Raw genomic sequence first — 20,374 nt, 5'->3', positions numbered from 1 at the left:
TCGGCCCCCGGGTCCGGTGGCCCATGGTATCGGACCCGCGAGTCCGTTTCATGGCGGTGGGTGTGTGCGTACGAAGTACCGGGGGCCTCTGGGGCGGCGATCGGGCCCTCGGGGGGAGGGGGTCAGGCCTTGCTGAGGACGAAGAACAGGAAGCACAGGAACTTGCCGGACCGCTTCTGCGCGAAGAGTTCGGGGAACCGTTCGCGGGCGCCGGGTGCCGGGGCCGGTTCGCTGATGAGGTCGATCCGGAAGCCGGCCGCGGTGAACGCGTCGGTGATCGCGTGCAATGGCCGGTCCCAGAAGGTCATCAGGTGCTTGGCGCCGCCGAGTTCCCACATCTCGGAGCTGGAGCGGGTCGCGAAGTAGTCGGTTCCGGGCGGTGCCGCCATCTGGCTGACGAAGGGGTGGTTGACGGACACGATGAGCCGGCCGCCGGGCTTCAGTACGCGCCGCAGTTCGGCCAGGGCCGTCGTCCAGTCCTCCAGGTAGTGCAGGACCAGGGAGGCGACGACGTCGTCGAATCCGGAGTCGGCGAGCGGCAGCGGGCCCCCCAGTTCGGCGCGTTCCAGCACCACGCCGTCGCCGAGCCGTCGCCGGGCCAGCGCCAGCATCCCGGCACTGGAGTCGAAGCCGGCCACGACGGCGCCCCGCTCGCGCAGCGCCTCGGCCACCGGGCCGGCACCGCAGCCGGCGTCAAGGATCCGGCGGCCCGCCACGTCACCGGCCAGGTCCACGATCGCGGGGCGCGCGTAGTAGGCGTTGATCAGGCTGGTCTCGTTCTCGGCCGCGTACGCCTCGGCGAAGCGGTCGTAGTCGTTCGCCGTCTCTCCCGGCCCCGGGGGAGCCTCTACGGGACTGATCCAGGACACCGGCCCTGGGCGCCCGGGCGCCCGGGCGTCCGCCTGTCCGGCGGGACCCTCGGGAGCGGCGGGTCCGCCGGTCATTCCGGGATGGTTCGGCATGGTCGACCCCGTTCGCTCGGACTGCGGTGGACGTGAGGGGAGTTGCGCGGATCGGCCGGAGGGCCCTCAGGGGGCCGTGAAAGCCACAGCGGTACCCTGGATGAGTGATTTGGTTTTGTCAATCACTTGCGCTCCGACCCTTCAACGGGCTGCCGGCACTTCAGTAGGCTGCCGGTCATGACCGAACGCCGGCCGGCGACCGACGCGGAGGCGAAGGCACTCGCCTCCGCCCTCCGCCTGCGCATCCTGCGTATCTGCGCGCGGGAGCCGCGCACGAACAAGGAGATCGCGGCGATCCTCGGCCGTGATCCGGCCAGCGTGCTGCACCACACCAGGACGCTGGTCCGCACCGGGTTCCTGGAGGCGCAGGAGGAACGGCGCGGGGCGCGCGGCGCACGGGAGATTCCCTATCTGTCGACGCGCAAGACCTGGCACATCGAGGCGCCGGCGCAGGACCGGTCGATGCTCGACGCGTTCCTGGAGGAACTCGCCCTCGTCCCCGCGGCCGAGGCCGAGGGCACCAGGATGGGGCTGCGCCTGCCACCGCCGCAGATGGATGAGTTCCGCGCCCGGCTCCATGATCTGCTGGAGGAGTTCGCCACCCGCCCGGACGACCCGGCCGCGCCCGCCTGGTCGCTCTTCCTGGTGGTGCACCCCGACCCGAACCGGCCCTGACGACGGTGTCCGGCGCATCACCCCGCCCATGTCCAGCGCAACGCGCCGACCATCAGAAGGTCACAAGATCCGCCGGGCAAGCGCCCAACTGATCGTTTCACAATGGGGACAACCCAGCGCTCTGACCGCCCGCGCCGTGATCGTCGGCGGTCCAGCCGAGCGGTCTCACCCCGGGAACGAGCCCCGTCAGGGCGTTTCGGGCTTGCGGGCCAGGAGGCAGGCGTGCGGTCTGTTCACGCGTCCGCCGGGCTCCTGTTCCAGCTTCGCGGTGACGACGAGTCCGGCCTGCTCCAGCAGGTCGACCATGCGGTCCAGGGGCAGGAGGTACGACTCGTAGGACACCGGACGGCCATAGCGGTGCGTCGGCTGCAGCCGCTCATCGCCGACGTAGTCTCCCCAGAGCAGGTAGCCGCCGGGCGCGAGCGTGCGGTGGAACTCGGCGAACACATCCGGCAGCCACCGTGGGGGCGTGTGATGGGTGGAGTACCAGGCCAGGATGCCGCCGAGCTCGTCGTCCCTCATCTCCAGCGCGGTCATCGAGCCCTCGGTGAACCGCAGGTTCGGATAGGCCTGCCGCGCCAGCCCGATCATCTTCGGCGACAGATCGACGCCGAAAGCGGACACCCCCAGCCCGGCCAGGTGCGCCGTCACGCGGCCGGGGCCGCACCCCAGGTCCGCGACCGGCCCGAGACCGGCCGTCCGCACCAGTTCGGCGAATCCCGCCAGCATCGCGCGTGACGGCGGGTCCATCGCGGCTGGAGGCGGGACGCGTTCGACGTAATCGGCGGCGACCGTGTCGTACGACTCGCGGACGGCGGTCAGGAAGGAGGGCTCGGCCATGCGGGCGACCCTAGACCAGACAACTGACAGACCATGGCGCGACCTTCAGCTGACCTGCGCGACATCCACCGCGGCCGACACCCAGCCGTCACACCACACCGGTGATCGTTTGCGGTCACGGCACGATTGCCGGTGCGCCCACGGTGGCACCGCCATCCCGGGGCTCCCGGTGCCGGACCGGGTCGCACCGGCGCGCATCGATACGCCCCAGGCGATCACCGAAGGTGAGTCCCTACCGTGAACTCCTGCGGCCCCGACCGTCCCGGCAGCCCACCCGCTACCTTCCTCACATGGAACGCGGGTGTTTGACAACGTTGTCTCATCGAAGCGTCATGCGTGCGTACGCAATTAAATGGACGGTGGGCGGCCGACAGGTCCAACCCTGTCGGCCGGGGGTGTGGGGGGATTGGATTCAGACCAGGGGGCGGACCCTGCCGCGGCGGGACGCCGCTGTGGCGACCGCCGTCATGCAGGGGGTGCAGTACTCGTCGCGGTAGTCGTCGTCGGGTGCCGGAACGGGCCTGCCGGCGAGCGCACGGCCGCACAGGGTGCTTCCGTCAAGCCGGAGTACGTGCCACAACTGGGCGGATCCGGATTCCGTCGCTATGGGTTCGGCGCGCATGTCGTACATCGGCGACCTCCCACTCGAACGCGTATGCGGTCACGCTCATGAGACGCCGCCCGCCCCGAAGCCGCGACCGAGAGGCCGCCGAACGGGTGAATCGCGCAGGGTGACGGGACGCGCCTGGCATCAGCCGCGCCGGACCAGTGCCAGCAGATCCGTGACGAGTTCGAGCGAGGCGTCGACGTGGGGGAGGGACATGGACTCCACCATGAAGTGCTCGATGCCCGTCCGGTCGGCGAGCGACTTGATGGCGTCCGCGACCCGGGTCAGCGGGGTCCCCTCCACGACGTTGACCCGCATGACCGTGTCCAGCAGCGAGGGGTCGCGTCCCGCCGCACCGGCGGACTCGTCGATCAGGGCGCGCTGCGCCAGCACGGTGTCGGCGTCCACGAAGACGGGCACGACGCACGCCGGCAGCCAGCCGTCCGCACGCTCACCGATGCGCTTGAGCGCGGCGGGGGCCCCGCTCGGCGCGCCGAGGTAGAAGGGAGGGCGGGGCTTCTGTACGGGCTTCAACGGCGCGTACTGCAGCGGAAGCTCCAGGTGGCGGCCGTGGTACTCCACCGGGTCCTGGGTCCAGAGCAGTTCGAGGGCGTCCAGCGTCTCGTCGGTCCGGGCGCCGCGCTTGGTGAAGTCCACGTTCGCCGCCGTGAATTCCTCGGGTGACCAGCCGACGCCGAAGCCGGGGATGAGCCGCCCACCGCTGATCCGGTCGATCGTGGTCAGACTGCGGGCGAGCGGTGCGGGCGCGTAGACCGGCGCGATGAGGACGTTGGTGCCCAACTGCACCTGCTCGGTCGCGGCCGCCGCGACACCGAGCAGAACGAAGGGGTCGGCCGCGGTCCGGTACTCCACCGGGATCGTGGTGCCGGGGCCGGTGGCCCCGATCGTGGGGTTCACGGCGGCGAAGTGCCGGTCGCCCGCCCACAGGCTCGCCGCACCGGCCTTCTCCGCCTCCCGGGCGAACTCGGCCGCCCGGTCGACCTGATGGGCCACGTCGTGCAGGTACGGAAGCGCAAACCCGATCTTCATGGAAACCCTTCGTTCGCCTCGGGGGCATGCCGGACACGGCCGTTGCCACGTCAGGAGCCCGCGACGAAGCCGTAGGCCGTGCCCAGCCTGCTGTCCCGCCGTCCGGGGGTGAAGGCACTGGCGTTCCTGGGAGTGCCGGGACCACCCGGCACCGTCATGACGAGGCGACTGGTCCCCCCGCTGCCAGGACCGCCGGGGCACTGCCACCGGGGGCGGGGGGCGTGCACAGTGGGGTTCACCCAGGGAACAGCCGCCCTCCGGAGGCCGCGCGCCTCCACGCGGCCTCCCGGGAACGTGATGCGGAAGGACTCTCCCCCATGCAGTCGCAGGGACGACTCGTGCTCGCCGGCGCCGAGAGGGGCGCCGGCCCTCGGGACCGCGCCGGGAAGGCGCACCTCCCGGGGCCCGCTACCGCCCTGGACGAGGTCTTCGCGACCTACGAGGCGCGGGGGCACGCCCGACCGGGCACGGCGTGGGCCGACTTCGTGCGCGGTTTCCACTGGGCCGTGCCGCTCCCGCAGGCCGAACCCGCCGAGGGCGACCCGCGGACGGTGCCCAGGGCCCGGGCGACCGAAGGAGGCCATGTGCTCTCGGGGGCGTGGCGCCTCGCGCCGTCCGCCCGGGAAGCGCGCTGGGTTGCGCTGCCGGCCCTGGTGGAGCGGGGCCGGCAGGTGTTCGTCGTACGCCGCGGACAAGGCGCAGAGAACGGCGGCGGCTACCGGCTGCACGAGCTGTTCGTCCCCGCCGGGTTGACGAGTGCGGCCACGGGCACCCCGCTGCGCAGCGCGGACGCGCCCTACGCGTGGATCGCGGCGACGGGGACGGCCTTCGGCTCCGCCCGGCGGCTGCTCGCGGAGGGGACGACGGCGCACCTCGCGGCGCTGCTGGAACGGGAACGCGGCGCGTTGCACGCCCACTTGCGGAACGCGCCGCTGGTCGCGGGTGGGGACGGGAACCTGGCGGAGCGGGTCGACAGGGCCGCCCACCTCGTGCGCGAGGTCTACGCGGCCTGCTGCGAGGAGGGTCCGGACGGGCTCCCGCACCGGCCGGCGACCCTGCTCACCGCGGGCGCGCCGCTGCTGCAGTTCCTGCGCTTCGCCACCGAGCTGCTGCCGCCGTCGGGTGCCGGCGGCGGCTGACCGGCGCACCGCGGGGCGCTGCGGCCCCGGTGTTCAGGCGGCCGGTACGGGCTCCAGGGTCTGCTCGGCCCAGATGGTCTTGCCGACCAGCGCGTACCGGGTGCCCCAGCGATGGGAGCACTGCGCCACCAGGAAGAGCCCGCGTCCGCCCTCGTCGGTGGTGGCCGCCCGGCGGATGTGGGGCGACGTGCTCGCCGCGTCGCTGACCTCGCAGATGAGTGTCCGGTCGAGGATCAGGCGCAGCCGGATCGGGTCGTGGCCGTGCCGGATGGCGTTGGTGATGAGCTCGCTGACGATGAGTTCGGTGGCGAAGGCCAGGTGTTCCAGCCCCCACAGGTCGAGCTGCCGCAGCACCAGCGAGCGCATGTCGCCGACGGCCGCCGGGACGGGGGGCACGGTCCACGTGGCCAGCTTCCCCGGGTCGAGGGGGCGGGTCCTGGCCAGCAGCAGGGCCAGGCCGTCCTCCATCGTGAGCTGGGCGGCGACCAGGTCGGAGATGGCGCGGCACGTCTCCTCGATCGGGCGGGCCCGGTCGGCGACGACGGTGCTGAGGCGGGCGGCGAGCGTCTCGGACGTGTCCGTGGCGCGCTGGAGGCTGTGGCTGGAGAACACCAGGGTGCTGCCTTCGGCGAGTTCCAGGTCCAGCGGCTCGAACACCGGGTCCCCCTGGCCGAGGGGGTTGTTGACCGGCACATCGGGGATCACCACGTCCCCGCTCCGGCCGACGACGGCCGGCGGGGGATGTCCGGCACTGGCCATCACGCACCGCCGCGAGACGGGGTCGTAGATGGCGTACAGGCAGGTCGAGCCCTTGAGGCCCTCCACCACGGGCGCGGACCCGGTGGCGTGTTCGCGCTCCAGGAGCCGCGGCACCATGTCGTCGATCTGCCCGAGCAACTCGTCAGGCGTGAGGTCCACTTGGGCCAGCGTGCGGATCGCGGAGCAGATGTGCCCCATGCACGCGGCCGCCTGGAACCCCGTGCCCGGCACCGCGCCCACGACCAGGGCGACCCGGGTACCGGACAGCGGGATCACGTCGAACCAGTCGCCGCTCACCCCCGCGTGCACCCGCGACGGCCGGTAGTGCTGCGCCACCTCGACCGCGCTCTGCTCCGGGACGCTGCGCGGCAGCATGCTCGCGTGGAGGGTGAGGGCGGCCGTGTGCTCGTTGGTGTAGCGGCGGGCGTTGTCCAGGCAGACGGCGGCGCGCGCGACGATGTCCTGGGCGAGGACGAGGTCGTCGGGCTCGAAGGGTTCCGTGCCGCGACCCCGGTACAGGTGCACCAGGCCCAGGGTCGCGTCCCGCGCGCGCAGCGGTACGAGGATCAAGGAGTCGATCCCGTACCTGAGCATCGTCCTGACGCGCTGGTCGTCGGTGTCCCGCAGCCAGGGGGCACCGGGGTCGACCACGGGGATCAGCCGCGGCCGGCCGTCGGCGAGGCTCTGCACGTGCGGTGAGTCGGGGGGATAGTCCTGCCGTTCGCCGGGTTTCCTGAGCCCGCTGATGACGTCGGGGTCGACGGCCGTGCGGGCGAGGGAACGCAGCGCGACGGGCCCGGAGCCCATTGGCTCCGGTTCCGCGCCTTCCATGACGTCGTCGAGGAGGTCGATCGTCGCCACGTCCGCGAGCCGCGGAACGAGCACCTCCACGAGTTCCTCCGCCGTGCACCGCATGTCCAGCGTGGTGCCGATGCGCATCGCGGCCTCGTCGAGGAGCGCCAGGCGCTCCTTGGTCCGGTGGCGGTCCGTGATGTCGATGATCAGATCGGTGACCCCGAGGACCTCGCCGCCCGGCGCGGTCAGGACGACGGAGGAGACGTGCCAGACGTGGTCCCGGTGCGGATCGGCCGACGTGCGTCCTTGGTGGACGGCGTTGACGACCGGCCGGCCGCTCTCCAGGACCCCTTTGAGCCTGCGCTCGATCGCCATGGCGTCGAGTCCGGGCAGGACCTCGCCGACGGGCCGGCCGAGGGCCTTCGCCGCGGGGAACCCGTGGATGCGTTCCAGCGCGGCGTTGACCCGTACGAAGCGCAGGTTCCGGTCGTACACGGCGATGCCGATGGGCGCCTGGGTGAAGAGGGCCTCCAGGATCGCCTCGCCCTCCGCGAGGGCCGAAGGGGTTGCCGGGACCGCGACGACCGCGGTGCCCCCGCCGTCGCGCCCTCCCGGTTCGAGCAACGGCGACATGTGGAGGACGACGTCGGGGGGGCCGCCGTCACGGCGGCGCGTGAGCACGGCACGACGGCCCGAGGAGGACGCCCGCCCGGGTGCTCCGTCGGCATGCCCCGGGGATCCGGCGAACGCCTCCGGCCACAACTCGGCTGCCGGGCGTCCGACGACGTCCGCGGCGCGGCAGCCGAAGAGCCGTTCGGCGGCGGCACTCCATGCGGAGACGACGCCGTCGTCATCGAGGACGAATCCGGCGACGTCCTCGTCGCCGGACGATCCTGAGGGACGGCGTCCGTAAGGAGCCTCGGAGGGATTGCCCATTCTCATGTCCTGTCACGCAAGGTGACGATCCCGGCCGTCCCGGGACGCCCCGGGCGCCCGCGAGACGCCTGCCGGCTCACGGCCGCACCACAACTCAGGCTACCGAGACCCGCCGACACGCGCCCGACCTGCTGCGAGCGCCATCCTGCTACGGACGGTGACGGCACCGCCGCCCCGGGGTGAACACCTCGTGCGGGGCCCTCCGGCCCGTCGTACCTGGTACCAAGGGGGCCAGGCACGTGCGCGCCGGGCGGGGTTACGGTCCTCGGTATGGACGCTTCGAATGCGCTGGGTGAGTTCCTGCGGGCTCGCAGGCGCCTGGTCCGGCCGGAGGACGTCGGCATCGGCACCCGAGGGACGCGTCGGGTCGAGGGTCTGCGACGGGAAGAGGTCGCGATGCTCGCCGGGATCAGCACGGACTACTACCTCCGGCTGGAACAGGGACGCGACCGCAATCCGTCACCACAAGTGCTCGACGCGATCGCCCGGGCGCTGACCCTGGACCAGGACGCGGCCGACCACCTGATCGGCCTGACGCAGGCTCAGGGAAACCGCGCGGCCGCGCGGAGGCGGTCCCGCGGCCGGGCACCGCGACCGGAACAGGTGCCACAGAGCGTCCGCGAACTGATCGACGGATGGAGCGGCAACCCCGCCTGGGTGCAGAACAGGTTCTTCGACGTCCTCGCCGTGAACGACCTCGCGGCGGCCCTGTCGCCCAGCTACGCCCCCGGCGTGAACCTGCTGGCGGCCGCGTTCCTCGATCCGTCGGAACGTGAACGGCGCAGGGACTGGGAGTCGATGACACGCGAGGGCGTGGCCACCCTGCGGGCCCTGGCGGGGCCGGACATCGACGACCCCCGGCTGACCGAGCTGGTCGGTGACCTGTCGCTGCGGAGCGACCGTTTCCGTGACCTGTGGGCCCGCCACGACGTGGCACCGCACACGGGCCGGGTCTCCCGCCTGAGGCACCCGCGGGCCGGCGACCTGGAACTGCGGTCGAACAAGCTGACCATCGCCGGGAGCGACGGGCTCATCCTCGGCGTGTTCCACCCCGAGCCGGGCAGCCGCAGCGCGGAACTCCTGCAGATGCTCGGCGATCTCAGCGCCTCCCCCCGCCCCTCGGCGGGGGAGGACCGGGACCGGCTGACCGCGCCGGAACGGTGGGCGAAGGACGCCGGTCCCCGGTCCCACGACGCCCGGCAAACCGGGGTGCTCCGGCACACGGCACCCTGACGGTGAAAGCAACGAGGATGACGGACAGACGAATTCCGGCGGAGACGCCCGTGCCCGGGGACGGTGTGGACCTCACCCGGGTGACCGCCAACTTCCGCCAGTACCTGCTCGGATGGGGCGAGGCGGAGCGCGGCGAGGGGGACCTCGACTACTACCGCAGCGGACTCGCGACCCCCCAGTTCAACGGCGTGGTCCGGAGCCTTTCCCCGGACGAGGCCGGGCGGGCGGCCGCCACGGTCCGGACCCGGCTCGCCGACGTCCCCTGGTGGTGGTGGGTGGGCCCCGACAGCCCCGACCCCGAGGGAACGGCGGCCGAGCTCGCCCGTCACGGACTCGTCGAAATCGGCTCCGTCCCGGTGATGGTCCGGTCGCTCGACCGGCTCGTCGAGGCCGGGGAACGACCGGACGGCCTGCGGGTCGAGACGGTCGAGGAGCCCACCCGCCTCGCGGAGTTCGTCCGCACCTACAGCGCATCCATGGGCGTCCCGCCGGGCCTCGAGGCCGACATGGTGCGCATCGAGGCGCAGCGTCCCGACAACGCGGACGTCGTACGGCTCGCCGCGGTGCTCGACGGTCGTGTCGTCGGCACGACCGTGGTGATCACGGCCCACGGCCACGCGGGGATCTTCCTCGTCCACGTCGCCGGGACCCACCGCCGTCGTGGAATCGGCGGCACCCTCACGGCCGCGGCCCTCCGCGTGGGCCGCGACCGCGGGATGCATTCCGCCGCCCTCATGGCCAGCCCGGCCGGCGAGCCTCTCTACCGGCGCCTCGGCTTCACGACGGTGTCCGCGTACCGGCTCTTCACCCTGCCCGCGTGAGGACGGCCCGTGCCCCGGCCCTGGTGAGGGCCGGGGCACGGGCCGGTCGGATCACTCCCCGGAGTGGACGGCGGGCCGGCGCAACTGCACCTCGGCGCCGGTCTGCTTGAAGGACTCCGCGGACACCGGGACGAGCACCGCGTCGCGGTGGAAGTCCCGCAGGTTCGTCGACCCGCAGCTGATCATCGTCGAGGTGAGCTTGGCCCGGGTCCGTTCCACGTTGTCGTACAGGCTGCCGGCGTAGGGCACGTAGCCGTCGACGCCCTCTTCGAAGACCATCTGGCCGCGCTGGCCGTAGCGGGCCGCGTTCTGCGCGCGCCGCGAGCCCTCACCCCAGTACTCCTTGTACCACTGGCCGCCGATCTGCAGCTTCGGCGACGGGCTCTCGTCGAGCCGGGCGAAGTAGCGGCCGAGCATGATGAAGTCCGCCCCCATCGCCAGCGCCATCGCCATGTGCGAGTCGTTGAGCAGGCCCCCGTCGCAGCACAGCGGCACGTACACCCCGGTCTCCTGGGCGTAGGCGTCGCGCGCCTCGACCACGTCGAGCAGTGCGGAGGCCTGCCCGCGGCCGATGCCCTTCTGCGCGCGGGTGGTGCAGATGGCCCCGCCGCCGATCCCGACCTTCACGAATGCCGCGCCCGCATCGGCCAGGTAACGGAAGGCCCGGCCGTCGACGACGTTCCCCGCGCCGACGAAAACGTCGTCACCGTACGTCTCCCGTGCGAATTCGAGGGTCCTCGCCTGGTACACGGAATAGCCGTCGGAGGAGTCCAGGCACAGCACATCCGCGCCGGCTTCCAGCAGAGCGGGAATACGGTCCTTGAAGTCACGGGAATTGATGCCGGCGCCCACCCGCAGACGCTTCTCGCCGTCCACGCTCGCGCGGTGGTACGTCTTGTGGGCCTGGTAGTCCCTCTTGAGCACCAAGGAGACGACCCGGCCGTCCTCGAGCAGCGGCAGAACGTCCAGGTGGTGATGCCAGATCAGCTCGTTCGCCTCGGACAGCGAAACCGAGGCCGGCGCGGTGACCAGGTCGTCACGGCCCCGCATCCGGTTGCCGGCGGCCTCGGAGGTTCCGTGACGTTCCAGATGGAAGTCGTCGAGGCTGATGATCCCCAGGAACTCGCCGTCCGGTTCCCCGTTCTCCGTCACCACGGCCACGCCCTGCTCGGTGTCGGCCAACTGCCGTGCCACCTCGCCGAGAGGCGTCTGCGACGCCACGGTGACGTCGCTGGTCCGGAAGCCGGCCTTGTGCCGCTTCACCGTCCGCACGTCCGCGGCCTGGTCCTCGACCTGCTGGTTCTGGTGGATGAACGACAACCCGCCGACCTGCGCCAGCGCCACCGCCAGCGTCGGTGACGACACCGCCTGCATGATGGCGCTCACCATGGGGGTGGCGACCCGGATCCCCGGCTCCTCGCCGACCCGGTGACGCACCAGGGGCGCTCCGAGGTCCACGTTGTCCGGCGTGCAGTCTTCCGTGGTCAGGCCCGGAATGAGGAGGTACTCACTCAGCGTGCGGGAAATCTCGGGGAGGATTTTCACGTCGTCTCCAAAAAGGGCCTGCGCACCGGTCGACGACCGATGGGCGAGGCTCGCGCCGGCAGTGCGGATCGACGCCGGCCGGTAGCGCACGGTCGGAAGAATGCGCTCTGGAGATCCTGGGAGCGGGCACACCCGGCGGGTCGGTGCACACACGCGCGGCCGAATTGACAGCGAAGGCACGACAGACCGGAATCCGCACGGTGTTGCACAGGCGCTGACTTCCATGACGCCATGCGTGATCGTACCGCACCCGGCCTTTTCCAAGGTCGGCTTGGGCGTGTCCCGGCGGTGGGCCGCACCGGCCTCCGCACGCCGCCCACCGCCGGATCGGCCCGCCACCGACCGGGACCTACACGACCCGGCGATCGATGTCAGCAGCACGCCGTCAGTATCCCCGGGCGTGCTCGGGGAATCGACGTCTCAGGCGCGGTCGGCGTCCGTCGGGGCGTCCAGGACCTCGTCGCCGTAGACCTTGGTCACCTCGACGTCCAGAACGGTGGCTATCCGGCCGAACGACCAGTAGTAGCCCGCCACTTGAAGGACCTCGACGAACTCGCGCTCACTGAGGAATGACCGCGCCAGGTCGAACACCTCGTCGCTGACGCGGGGCTGCCGCACCACTTCGGCGGTGAGGCGGAGCAGGGCGCGGTCGGGGAGGGGGATGGCGGGGTTGTCCAGGTCCCGGGCCCGGATGAGCCGGCGGGTCGGCTCGTCGACACCTGCGGCCTGCGCCATGGGTTCGTGCTGGGCCGCGACGAAGGCGCAGTCGGTGTACTCGGCGACCGTGAGGATCACGAGTTCGCGTGAACGGGCCGAGAGGCGCAGGGAGGTGAACTGGGCCCGGGCGAGCTCCACGAACGGTTTCACGGTGCCGGCCGAGTGGGACATCATCTTGACCATGGGGTCCGGCGGCAGCGCCGTCAGGTACTGACGGACGTCGTCGGGGAAGGACGCCGGGTCCGGGTCGGTCAGGCGGGGCATGGTGTGCTCCTGGGTGGGTGGTCGGGGCGTCAGCGGGCTTCGGCGGGGAGGTCGAAGCCGGTCTCACTCAGGTGCGAGAAGCGGCCGTCCTCGGCGTGGGCGCCGAAGATCGCGATCTCGCGGTGCTGGGTGGAGCCGTCGGCCAGGGTGAGGTGGAAGACGTGCCGTTCGGCGTACGTCGTGCCGTCGCCGACCTCGTCGATGACGGTCACCGTGCCGCCGGTGATCCGGGGGCGGATGCCGGCGACCATGGCCGCGAACTCCTCGCGGGTCAGGACGTCGCCGTCGCTGCGGTGGGTGTAGTCGGGGGCGTAGTACCGGTCGAGGACCTCGTCCAGTGCGACGCCGGGCTCGGGCTCGAAGACCAGTGCCCGGAGGGCTTCGCTGATGCGGGCGCGTGTCATCCCAGGTGCTCCTTCGGTGGAGGGGTTATGTGGACCCTTGGGTCCGGATGCATCGAACCGTACCGGACTCCAGGGTCCGGTACGGCGTCCGGTGGCCTGTGGACCTCGTCACAGCCCGCGGACCGCGGCGCAAGCGGCGAGCACGCTGGTACCGCGAGTCCCAGGAAAACGGGACGACTCCCTGCCCGCCCCGCCCCGCCGCAATCTGGAGGCGTCGGAGAACGAACACCGAGACGGGAGCGACACCATGACGACGACACTGATCACCGGAGCCAACAAGGGGCTGGGGTACGAGACGGCGCGGCGCCTGATCGCGGAGGGCCACACCGTGTGGATCGGCGCCCGCGACGCCGAGCGGGGCCGACTGGCCGCCGAGCGGCTGGGGGCGTCCTTCGTCCGGCTCGACGTGACGGACGACGGGTCGGTCGCCGCCGCCGCGCGGACGATCGAGGCCGGCGGCGGCCTGGACGTGCTGATCAACAACGCCGGCATCGAGGTGCGCCGGCCGGACAACAGCGTCGTGCCCACCGTGGAGACCACCGCGGACGCGATGAGGACGACCTTCGACACCAACGTCTTCGGCGTCGTGCGGGTCCTCCACGCGTTCGTGCCGCTGCTCCGGAAGTCCGCAGCCCCGGTCGTGGTCAACGTCAGCAGCGGCCTGGCCTCGCTGCACCACGTCACGGACCCCGACCAGCCCGCCCACATGTTCCCGGGCCTGGACTACCCGGCGTCGAAGCTGGCCGTGAACATGATCACCGTCCAGTACGCGAAGGCGCTGCCGGACTTCCGGATCAACTCGGTGGAGCCGGGGTTCACCAAGACCGACCTCAACGGCAACACCGGGTTCCAGACGGTCGAGGAGGGCGCCGAGGTCATCGTCCGCATGGCGCTCGTCGGCTCCGACGGCCCGACCGGCGGCTACTTCGACCGCAACGGCGCGCTGCCCTGGTGACGGGAGGCTGTAGGCGGTATACCGGCGGGTTAAGCTGGCGCCATGACGGCGGATGCTCCCCTGGACGCAGAAGAAGAGCGCTTCTGGCGTGCCCTGCAGCGCGTGATGACCGCGTTGCCGAAGGCTCTGGATGACGACCTTCTGAAGTCGACCGGGCTGACGCTGTCCGAGTACTCGGTGCTGATGTTCCTGTCCGAGGCCAAGGACCGCGAACTGCGGATGATCGACCTGGCCGAGCTCACCCGCCTGTCGGCCAGCCGTATCTCACGGGTGGTCGACTCCCTCAAGGCCCGCGGCTGGGTGGCCAAGCGACGGCACGAGGTGGACGCGCGGGGGAGCGTGGCGACCTTGACGGCCGGCGGGCTGGAACGGCTTGAAGCCGCCTATCCGTCGCTCCTGGCCAGTGCGCGCAGGCGCGTCATGGACCACGTCGACTCCGCCGACCTCTCGGGCATGGCCGTCCAGTTCGAAAGCGTCGCCGAGCACCTCGGCTGACGGTCGGCGTCCGGCGTCCGGCGGCACAAACCCGGTGGCGGAACCGGGCCGTCACGGACCACCATGCGGGGCATGAGCGACCAAGCGCCACGATGGACCCGGGCAACCGTCTACCCCGACATGTGGGTCGACCCGGACGACGACCCCCGCGACAGCGAAGGCCCCGGTCCGGAGGGTGAGCTCGCCACCCTTCAGGACTACCTGACGAGCTACCGGATGACCTTGCGGATGAAGTGCCAGGACCTGGACGCGGAGCAACTGGCCCGTCGTTCGGTCCCGCCGTCGACGATGTCGCTGCTCGGCCTCGTCCGGCACCTCGCCGAGGTGGAACGGGACTGGCGCAACTGGATCAGCGACGGCGAACCGCTGCCGAAGCTGTACGGCAGGCGGGACGCGGACTTCGACGACGCCGTCGCGGACCAGGCCGTGGTCGATGCCGCGTACCGCGATCTGGAACGCGAGCAGGCCGCGACCGACGCGGCGCTCGCGGCGCATCCGGACCTGGGCGAGCGCGTGGGGAAGGACAGGATCGCCATCAGGGGGCTGCTGGTGCACCGGATCGAGGAGTACGCCCGGCACTGCGGGCACGCCGACCTGTTGCGCGAGTGCGTCGACGGCAGGGTGGGCCAGTGACGGGGGCCTGAGCCCTTCCTCCCCGGCCCGGGGCCACCGCGCGGTCTGCGGGAGTCCGCGTACCCGCGGGTGATCACGCGGTGGCCGCCGTCCTCTTGGTCCGGGACTACCGGTCCGGTCCTACCGGCCCCGGACGGCCCCCCGGCTCGGTACGACCATCCTGGAGGTGTCGACCAGGGCGAGCCCGGCAAGTCCCAGCAGGGGCAGGACGGTGAGTTGCCACAGTCCGGCGCCGCCCCAGCCGAGCGCGTCGACGAGCCGGGCGAAGAGCAGCCCGGAGAAGGCCGCCGGCACGTAGTAGGTCAGCATGAACAGTCCCGAGCCCCGGCCGACGAGTTCGGGGCGCACCGCGCGCTGCATGGCGGTCGTGCAGTTGGTGAAGAGGATGCCGCTGGCGAAGGTGCCCATGAGGAAGGCGAGGACGTACTGGGCCGGGGCTGACGTGGCGTACTGGTAGGCCAGCGCCGCGGTGCCGGAGGTGGTCACGAAGCCGACGGCCAGCAGGAGACGCTGGTTGACGTGGTCGCCGAGCCAGCCGGCCGGCAGTGCCATCATGGCGCCGAAGCCGAAGAAGGAGACGGCCAGCGCCGCCTGCCCGGCGTCGAGTCCGAGGTGCTCGCGCAGGAACGTCGGGTAGAGCCCGAGGAAGCCGTAGTTCACCAGTCCGGTCACGGCGCAGGCGACACCCATGCCGAGCGTGTTGCGGTTGTACGGAGTGGCCGGCACGTGGTCGAAGCCGCCGGCCGACGTACCGGTCCCGGTGCCGGTGACCGCCTCGGTCATGGTGCGGCTCACGGTGGCGACGATGAGCACGGCGATCCCGAGGCCGAGGGCCCCGAACAGGTGGAACGGGCCGCGCCAGCCGCCCCAGGCACCGGCGAGGCCGTTGCCGATGAGGGGGCCGAGGAAGACGCCCGCGCCGAAGGCGACGCCGACGACGCCGGCGGCGACCGCCCGGCGGTGGAAGAAGTAGGCACCGATGACGGCGTACAGGGCGGTGGCCTGCATGCCCTCGCCCACGCCGGAGACCAGCCGGTAGGCGCCCATGTCGGCGAAACCGGCGGCGAGCGGGATCGCCAGGGTGCCCAGCGAGTAGACGACGACGCTCATCACGATGACGCTTTTGCGGCCGAGCCGGTCCATCAGGTAGCTCGTGGGAAGCCCGACCAGGGCCATGCCGAGGGTGAAACCGGTCGCGAGCAGCCCTCCTTGGCCGAGGGAGAACCCGAACTCCGCGCGGATCTCGGGCAGCAGGGGATAGAAGACCTGCCGGTCCATCGCGTTGACCATGTACGAGACGCACAGCATCGCGAAGCCGAGGGCGACACCGGCGCGTGTGAGGGGCCTGGGGGAAGTCGGGGCGGGAGCAGCCTTCGCAAGGGGTCCGTCGATCACGTGAGGGTTCCTTGGGGGACGACGACAGGGAGTCGTATGCAGCACCGGACGCTTGTCCGTATGCCGTACACGTGAAGCGCTGGGCGCAACGATGAGCGACACGTGAGGGGCTGTCAATACATCGTGCGCGGCCTCTGCGGAGGATCCGTTGCTGCCCCCAACGGGCAGCCTTGAAGACGATTCCTACGTCCCGGGCACTAGGTCCCAGGATCTACGGACGGATGTCCGGATGTATGTGCTTGCGCATGAATCTATGTTACGGTCGCGCTCACTCCCCTGGGGGGCAGCGCAGCACGCGCTGCCGTGCGCCCCACCGCCCGTGGGCGCACCCTGTCCCGTCGCCTCAGGGAGTGGTCGGTCTGCCGACGGGACGACGACTGGAGAAACCCATGAGCTCATCCTCATCCCGCCCCGCCCGCCCCAGCCGCAGGACGCTGCTCGCCGGAAGCGTCGCGGCCGCCGCGGCCACGGGCATCGCCGCCGCCCCGGCCGTGGCCGCACCGCGCCCGCACGGCCACGCCCCGCTCCGGGTGATGGGCCACGACGTGGACGTCAGCCTGGCCACGCCCGAGCTGTCCCGCTTCTTCGCCTCCTACTTCGAGGCCAAGTCGGGGACCGACGTCGACGCCCTGATGGCGCACTTCGCCCGGGAGTCGGTCACCTACGCCGACGCCACGGTCGGATGGATCTTCCGTGACTGGCAGTCCCTGTACGACCAGTTCGCCTCACTGCTGGGCAGCTGGCCGGAGTCCGCCTACGCCTATCCCACCCGGATCATCGGCGACCTCGACAGCGCCGTCGTGTTCTTCACCGACTCGCCGGAGCTCTTCGGGCACGAGATCCGGGCCGTCGGCACCGTGGACTTCCGCCACGGCAAGGTCACCCGCTGGGTGGACCACTGGGACGGACGCTCCCTCACCGTCGACGGCGTCGCCGCCCTGCGCACCCCGCTCGACCGGTTCCCCACGGACTTCGGGGAGCACAGGACCGGGGGGAACGCGTCCCCGGCCCTCCGGAGTGCCGTCCGCGACCTCACCACCGCGCTGGCGGCGGGCGACGCGACACGGGCGGCCCGCCTCCTCGACCCCGACGTGGTCGTGGCGGACATCGCCCTGCACACCCTGGTGACCGGCCGGGAGCGGGCGGCGGCCTTCTTCGCCCGCACGCTGCCGACCCTGCCCTACGGGCGCGGCGTCACGGTGCGCCATGTCGTGGGAAGCGCCCGCGGCGGCGCCTTCGAGTGGATCAGCCGCAGCCGGCTGCCGCTGGGCGCCACCGTCCTCGAACTGGGCCGCGACCGCCTGATCACCCGCATGACGTCGGTCTGGGACAGCGCGCTGTGGCCGGACGCGGCCGTCGGATCGGCCCAGGCCGCCACGATCCTGGGCTGAGGGCCACCAGTGCCGGCTTGAGGACCGGCACCAGCACCGACTCCCGACGGGAGCCCCGCCGCGCGGCGTCGCGCGGCGGGGCCGTCCCGTCGTCCGCAAGGGGGCGTTCAGCGCCCGTCGACGAACGGAGACAACGATGGAAAGCCGGCACAGCAGCGAGGTCCGGGACGGCATGCGCATCGACTGGGACGTCCCGATCCCGATGGACGACGGAGTGGTGCTGCGGGCGGACGTCTTCCGTCCCGTGACGGAGGGACGCCATCCCGTGATCATGACCCATGGGCCCTACGCCAAGGGACTGGCCTTCCAGGAGGGCTACCCGGGCATGTGGGGGCCGCTGTCCGCCAAGTACCCGGACGTGACCGCCGGTTCGTCCAACCGGTACCAGAACTGGGAGACCGTCGACCCCGAGAAGTGGGTGCCGGACGGGTACGTGTGCGTCCGCGTGGACTCGCGCGGCGCCGGGCGTTCCCCGGGCGTCCTCGACATCTTCTCCCCGCGGGAGACCGAGGACTACCGCGCCTGCATCGAGTGGGCGGGCACCCGGCCGTGGAGCAACGGCAAGGTGGGCCTGCTCGGCATCTCCTACTACGCGGTGAACCAGTGGCAGGTGGCGGCGCTCCGGCCACCGCACCTGGCGGCGATCTGCCCCTGGGAGGGGGCCAGCGACCTCTACCGGGAGTTCGCCCGCCACGGCGGGATCCTCAACACCTTCACCTCCGTGTGGTACCCCGTCCAGGTCGCCTCGGTGCAGCACGGCGTCGGCGAGCGCGGCGCACGCAACCCCCACACCGGCGAGTTCGTGGCGGGCCCGGGCACGCGCCCGGCGCCGGAGCTGGCCGGGCTCCGCACCGACGCCCCCGCCGAACTGCTCTCCCGCCCCCTGGACGACGCCTACTACCGGGAGCGCTCACCGGAACTCGGGAAGATCACCGTGCCCGTGCTCTCCGCCACCAACTGGGCGCACCACCTGCACACCCGGGGTGGCTTCGAGGGGTTCGCCCGCGCGGGTTCGGCGCAGAAGTGGCTGGAGGTGCACGGCCTGGAGCACTTCGCCGAGTTCTACACCGACTACGGCGTGGCCCTGCAGAAGCGCTTCTTCGGCCACTTCCTGAAGGACGAGGACACCGGCTGGGACCGGCAGCCGCCCGTCCAGCTGAACGTCCGTCACGTGGACGGGACGTTCGAGCGGCGTCAGGAGCAGGAATGGCCCCTGGCGCGGACCCGGTGGACCGAACTCCACCTGCAACCGGGCACGATGGCGTTGAGCGCGGAGGCTGCCCTGCAGGAGCGGAGCGCCGACTTCGACGCGGCCGGGGACGGACTGACCTTCACCACCGAGCCGTTCCCCGAGGACGCCGAGATCACCGGGCCCGCGGCCGCCCGCCTCCACATCGCCTCCACGACCGCCGACGCGGACCTGTTCCTCACCCTGCGGGTGCTCGACCCGGACGGCAAGGACGTCACCTTCGTCAGCGGACTCGACCCCGCGGGCGTGATCGGAGCGGGCTGGCTGAGGGCCTCCCACCGTGCCACCGACCCCGGGCGCAGCCTGCCGTACCGGCCCTGGCACACCCACGACCGTCCCCAGCCGCTCACGCCGGGCGAGGTCGTCGCAGTGGACGTCGAGATCTGGCCCACCTCCGTCGTGGTGCCCGCCGGCTATCGCTTCGCCCTCACCGTCACGGGACGCGACTTCGAACTGCCCGGTGACGGCCCCTGGCCCAGCACCTACGGCGTACCGATGAAGGGACACGGCATCTTCCTGCACAACGACCCCGACGACCGCCCGGACGAGGTCTTCACCGGCACGACCACCCTCGTCTCGGGCCCCGCCCACCCCTCCTGCCTGCTGCTCCCCTTCGTACCCCGGAGCGCGCGGCAGGAGCTGTGACGGCGGGCGTGGGCCCCGCGGCGCGGAGGAACCGCGGGGCCGGCGCCACCCCGCCGGGCGTCGTCAACGCCAGCCACAGGGCGGATCCCCCGGGAAGCGGCGTTGACGGGACCCGTACGCGGTACGGATCCCTGCGGCGACAGAAGATCCGCACAGCGCAGGGGAGACCCATGACCGTCTCACTGATCACCGGAGGCACCAGGGGCCTCGGCCGGGAGACCGCCCGCCGGCTGATCGAGCTGGGGCACACCGTGCACGTCGGCGGCCGCGACGCGCGCCACGGGCGTGCGGCCGCCGACGACCTCGGCGCCCACTTCGTCCCCCTCGACGTGACCGACGACGCCTCCGTCACGGCGGCCGCGGCCGACCTCACCCGCCGGGAGGGCCGGCTCGACGTCCTGGTCAACGGCGCCGGGGCGTTCGAGGGCATGCGCGGGGCCGAGGAGGTCACCGCGGCCGTCATGCGCCACGTCTTCGAGACCAACGTCTTCGGCGCGGTGCGGATGACACACGCCTTCCTGCCCCTGCTGGCGGTATCCGAGGCACCCGTCATCGTCAACGTGAGCTCGGCGTTCGGCTCGTTCGGCCTGGTCACCGACCCGGGCCGCCCTGAGGCCCGCATCCTCCTGCCGGTGTTCGCGTCGTCGAAGGCGGCGCTGAACATGCTCACGGTGCAGTACGCCAAGGCCCTGCCCGGCCTGCGTGTCAACGCCGCCGAGCCCGGGCTGACCGGGGCGGACCCGTTCGGAACGGGCAGCGGGACGGTGGGGGAGGGCGCCGAGGCGATCGTCCGGCTGGCGACCCTCGGCCCGGACGGTCCCACCGGCACCTTCTCCGGCCCGGACGGCGCCCTGCCCTGGTGAT

Annotated in this window: 19 protein-coding genes; 10 read left to right on the top strand and 9 right to left on the bottom strand. The window is 71.9% G+C overall.

Translation table 11 applies throughout. The annotated features are described in order from the left end of the window. Positions 1 to 122: 122 nt before the first annotated feature. Positions 123 to 944, bottom strand: a complete 822-nt coding sequence (locus tag AC1VWI_RS03350) for a class I SAM-dependent methyltransferase (protein WP_499509391.1) — start codon at positions 942 to 944, stop codon at positions 123 to 125. A 195-nt stretch (positions 945 to 1,139) separates the two neighbouring features. On the opposite strand from AC1VWI_RS03350, the gene AC1VWI_RS03345 reads away from it, so the two are divergent. Continuing rightward, the gene (locus AC1VWI_RS03345; protein WP_499509390.1) at positions 1,140 to 1,637 is read left to right on the top strand and encodes an ArsR/SmtB family transcription factor; all 498 of its coding nucleotides are present in this window, start codon (positions 1,140 to 1,142) and stop codon (positions 1,635 to 1,637) included. A gap of 186 nt (positions 1,638 to 1,823) precedes the next feature. Here the strand turns inward: AC1VWI_RS03345 and AC1VWI_RS03340 are convergent, their stop codons facing one another. The 3 genes from AC1VWI_RS03340 to AC1VWI_RS03330 all read right to left on the bottom strand — a co-directional run bounded on the left by AC1VWI_RS03340 (position 1,824) and on the right by AC1VWI_RS03330 (position 4,134). Then, positions 1,824 to 2,477 carry a class I SAM-dependent methyltransferase gene (locus tag AC1VWI_RS03340; protein WP_499509389.1) on the bottom strand — a complete coding sequence of 218 codons (654 nt, stop codon included), beginning with the start codon at positions 2,475 to 2,477 and terminating at the stop codon, positions 1,824 to 1,826. Between the two features lie 412 nt (positions 2,478 to 2,889). Beyond that, positions 2,890 to 3,108 carry a hypothetical protein gene (locus tag AC1VWI_RS03335; RefSeq protein ID WP_499509388.1) on the bottom strand — a complete coding sequence of 73 codons (219 nt, stop codon included), beginning with the start codon at positions 3,106 to 3,108 and terminating at the stop codon, positions 2,890 to 2,892. Positions 3,109 to 3,228: 120 nt separating this feature from the next. After that, entirely contained in the window at positions 3,229 to 4,134 is a 906-nt protein-coding gene (locus AC1VWI_RS03330) for a TIGR03619 family F420-dependent LLM class oxidoreductase (RefSeq protein ID WP_499509387.1), read from the bottom strand. 317 nt (positions 4,135 to 4,451) lie between these two features. Between AC1VWI_RS03330 and AC1VWI_RS03325 the strand changes: the two genes are divergently transcribed. Beyond that, complete coding sequence (locus AC1VWI_RS03325; RefSeq protein ID WP_499509386.1) at positions 4,452 to 5,273, top strand: hypothetical protein; 822 nt, start codon at positions 4,452 to 4,454, stop codon at positions 5,271 to 5,273. Positions 5,274 to 5,306: 33 nt separating this feature from the next. Here AC1VWI_RS03325 and AC1VWI_RS03320 read toward each other — a convergent pair whose 3' ends face one another. Beyond that, complete coding sequence (locus AC1VWI_RS03320; protein WP_499509385.1) at positions 5,307 to 7,763, bottom strand: SpoIIE family protein phosphatase; 2,457 nt, start codon at positions 7,761 to 7,763, stop codon at positions 5,307 to 5,309. 270 nt (positions 7,764 to 8,033) lie between these two features. Here AC1VWI_RS03320 and AC1VWI_RS03315 point away from each other — a divergent pair, with 270 nt between their 5' ends. Further along, positions 8,034 to 8,996, top strand: a complete 963-nt coding sequence (locus tag AC1VWI_RS03315) for a helix-turn-helix transcriptional regulator (RefSeq protein ID WP_499509384.1) — start codon at positions 8,034 to 8,036, stop codon at positions 8,994 to 8,996. Between the two features lie 17 nt (positions 8,997 to 9,013). Beyond that, positions 9,014 to 9,817: a GNAT family N-acetyltransferase gene (locus AC1VWI_RS03310; RefSeq protein WP_499509383.1), complete on the top strand. Its 804-nt coding sequence runs from the start codon at positions 9,014 to 9,016 to the stop codon at positions 9,815 to 9,817. Positions 9,818 to 9,868: 51 nt separating this feature from the next. On the opposite strand, the gene AC1VWI_RS03305 is transcribed toward AC1VWI_RS03310, so the two are convergent. The 3 genes from AC1VWI_RS03305 to AC1VWI_RS03295 form a co-directional block, all read right to left on the bottom strand. Then, positions 9,869 to 11,362 (bottom strand): IMP dehydrogenase, encoded by a 1,494-nt coding sequence (locus tag AC1VWI_RS03305; protein WP_499509382.1) that lies wholly within the window; start codon positions 11,360 to 11,362, stop codon positions 9,869 to 9,871. Between the two features lie 420 nt (positions 11,363 to 11,782). Next, complete coding sequence (locus AC1VWI_RS03300) at positions 11,783 to 12,343, bottom strand: carboxymuconolactone decarboxylase family protein (protein ID WP_499509381.1); 561 nt, start codon at positions 12,341 to 12,343, stop codon at positions 11,783 to 11,785. Between the two features lie 29 nt (positions 12,344 to 12,372). Then, complete coding sequence (locus AC1VWI_RS03295) at positions 12,373 to 12,747, bottom strand: nuclear transport factor 2 family protein (protein WP_499509380.1); 375 nt, start codon at positions 12,745 to 12,747, stop codon at positions 12,373 to 12,375. 247 nt (positions 12,748 to 12,994) lie between these two features. Here AC1VWI_RS03295 and AC1VWI_RS03290 point away from each other — a divergent pair, with 247 nt between their 5' ends. The 3 genes from AC1VWI_RS03290 (at position 12,995) to AC1VWI_RS03280 (ending at position 14,830) form a co-directional block, all read left to right on the top strand. Next, positions 12,995 to 13,702, top strand: a complete 708-nt coding sequence (locus tag AC1VWI_RS03290; protein WP_499509379.1) for an SDR family NAD(P)-dependent oxidoreductase — start codon at positions 12,995 to 12,997, stop codon at positions 13,700 to 13,702. Between the two features lie 42 nt (positions 13,703 to 13,744). Then, positions 13,745 to 14,197, top strand: a complete 453-nt coding sequence (locus AC1VWI_RS03285; RefSeq protein ID WP_499509378.1) for a MarR family winged helix-turn-helix transcriptional regulator — start codon at positions 13,745 to 13,747, stop codon at positions 14,195 to 14,197. A gap of 72 nt (positions 14,198 to 14,269) precedes the next feature. Beyond that, positions 14,270 to 14,830: a mycothiol transferase gene (locus AC1VWI_RS03280; protein WP_499509377.1), complete on the top strand. Its 561-nt coding sequence runs from the start codon at positions 14,270 to 14,272 to the stop codon at positions 14,828 to 14,830. A 120-nt stretch (positions 14,831 to 14,950) separates the two neighbouring features. Here AC1VWI_RS03280 and AC1VWI_RS03275 read toward each other — a convergent pair whose 3' ends face one another. After that, positions 14,951 to 16,225 carry an MFS transporter gene (locus AC1VWI_RS03275; RefSeq protein ID WP_499509376.1) on the bottom strand — a complete coding sequence of 425 codons (1,275 nt, stop codon included), beginning with the start codon at positions 16,223 to 16,225 and terminating at the stop codon, positions 14,951 to 14,953. A gap of 389 nt (positions 16,226 to 16,614) precedes the next feature. On the opposite strand from AC1VWI_RS03275, the gene AC1VWI_RS03270 reads away from it, so the two are divergent. The 3 genes from AC1VWI_RS03270 (at position 16,615) to AC1VWI_RS03260 (ending at position 20,373) form a co-directional block, all read left to right on the top strand. Continuing rightward, positions 16,615 to 17,616 (top strand): nuclear transport factor 2 family protein, encoded by a 1,002-nt coding sequence (locus AC1VWI_RS03270; RefSeq protein WP_499509375.1) that lies wholly within the window; start codon positions 16,615 to 16,617, stop codon positions 17,614 to 17,616. Between the two features lie 136 nt (positions 17,617 to 17,752). Further along, positions 17,753 to 19,510 carry a CocE/NonD family hydrolase gene (locus AC1VWI_RS03265; protein WP_499509374.1) on the top strand — a complete coding sequence of 586 codons (1,758 nt, stop codon included), beginning with the start codon at positions 17,753 to 17,755 and terminating at the stop codon, positions 19,508 to 19,510. A gap of 170 nt (positions 19,511 to 19,680) precedes the next feature. Further along, positions 19,681 to 20,373: an SDR family NAD(P)-dependent oxidoreductase gene (locus AC1VWI_RS03260; protein ID WP_499509373.1), complete on the top strand. Its 693-nt coding sequence runs from the start codon at positions 19,681 to 19,683 to the stop codon at positions 20,371 to 20,373. The last annotated feature ends 1 nt before the right edge of the window (position 20,374 follow it).

Source organism: Streptomyces sp. TOM-9 (assembly GCF_056858595.1).
Note: the sequence above shows the minus strand (reverse complement) of the source record. Positions and strands in the feature narration are given on the sequence as shown.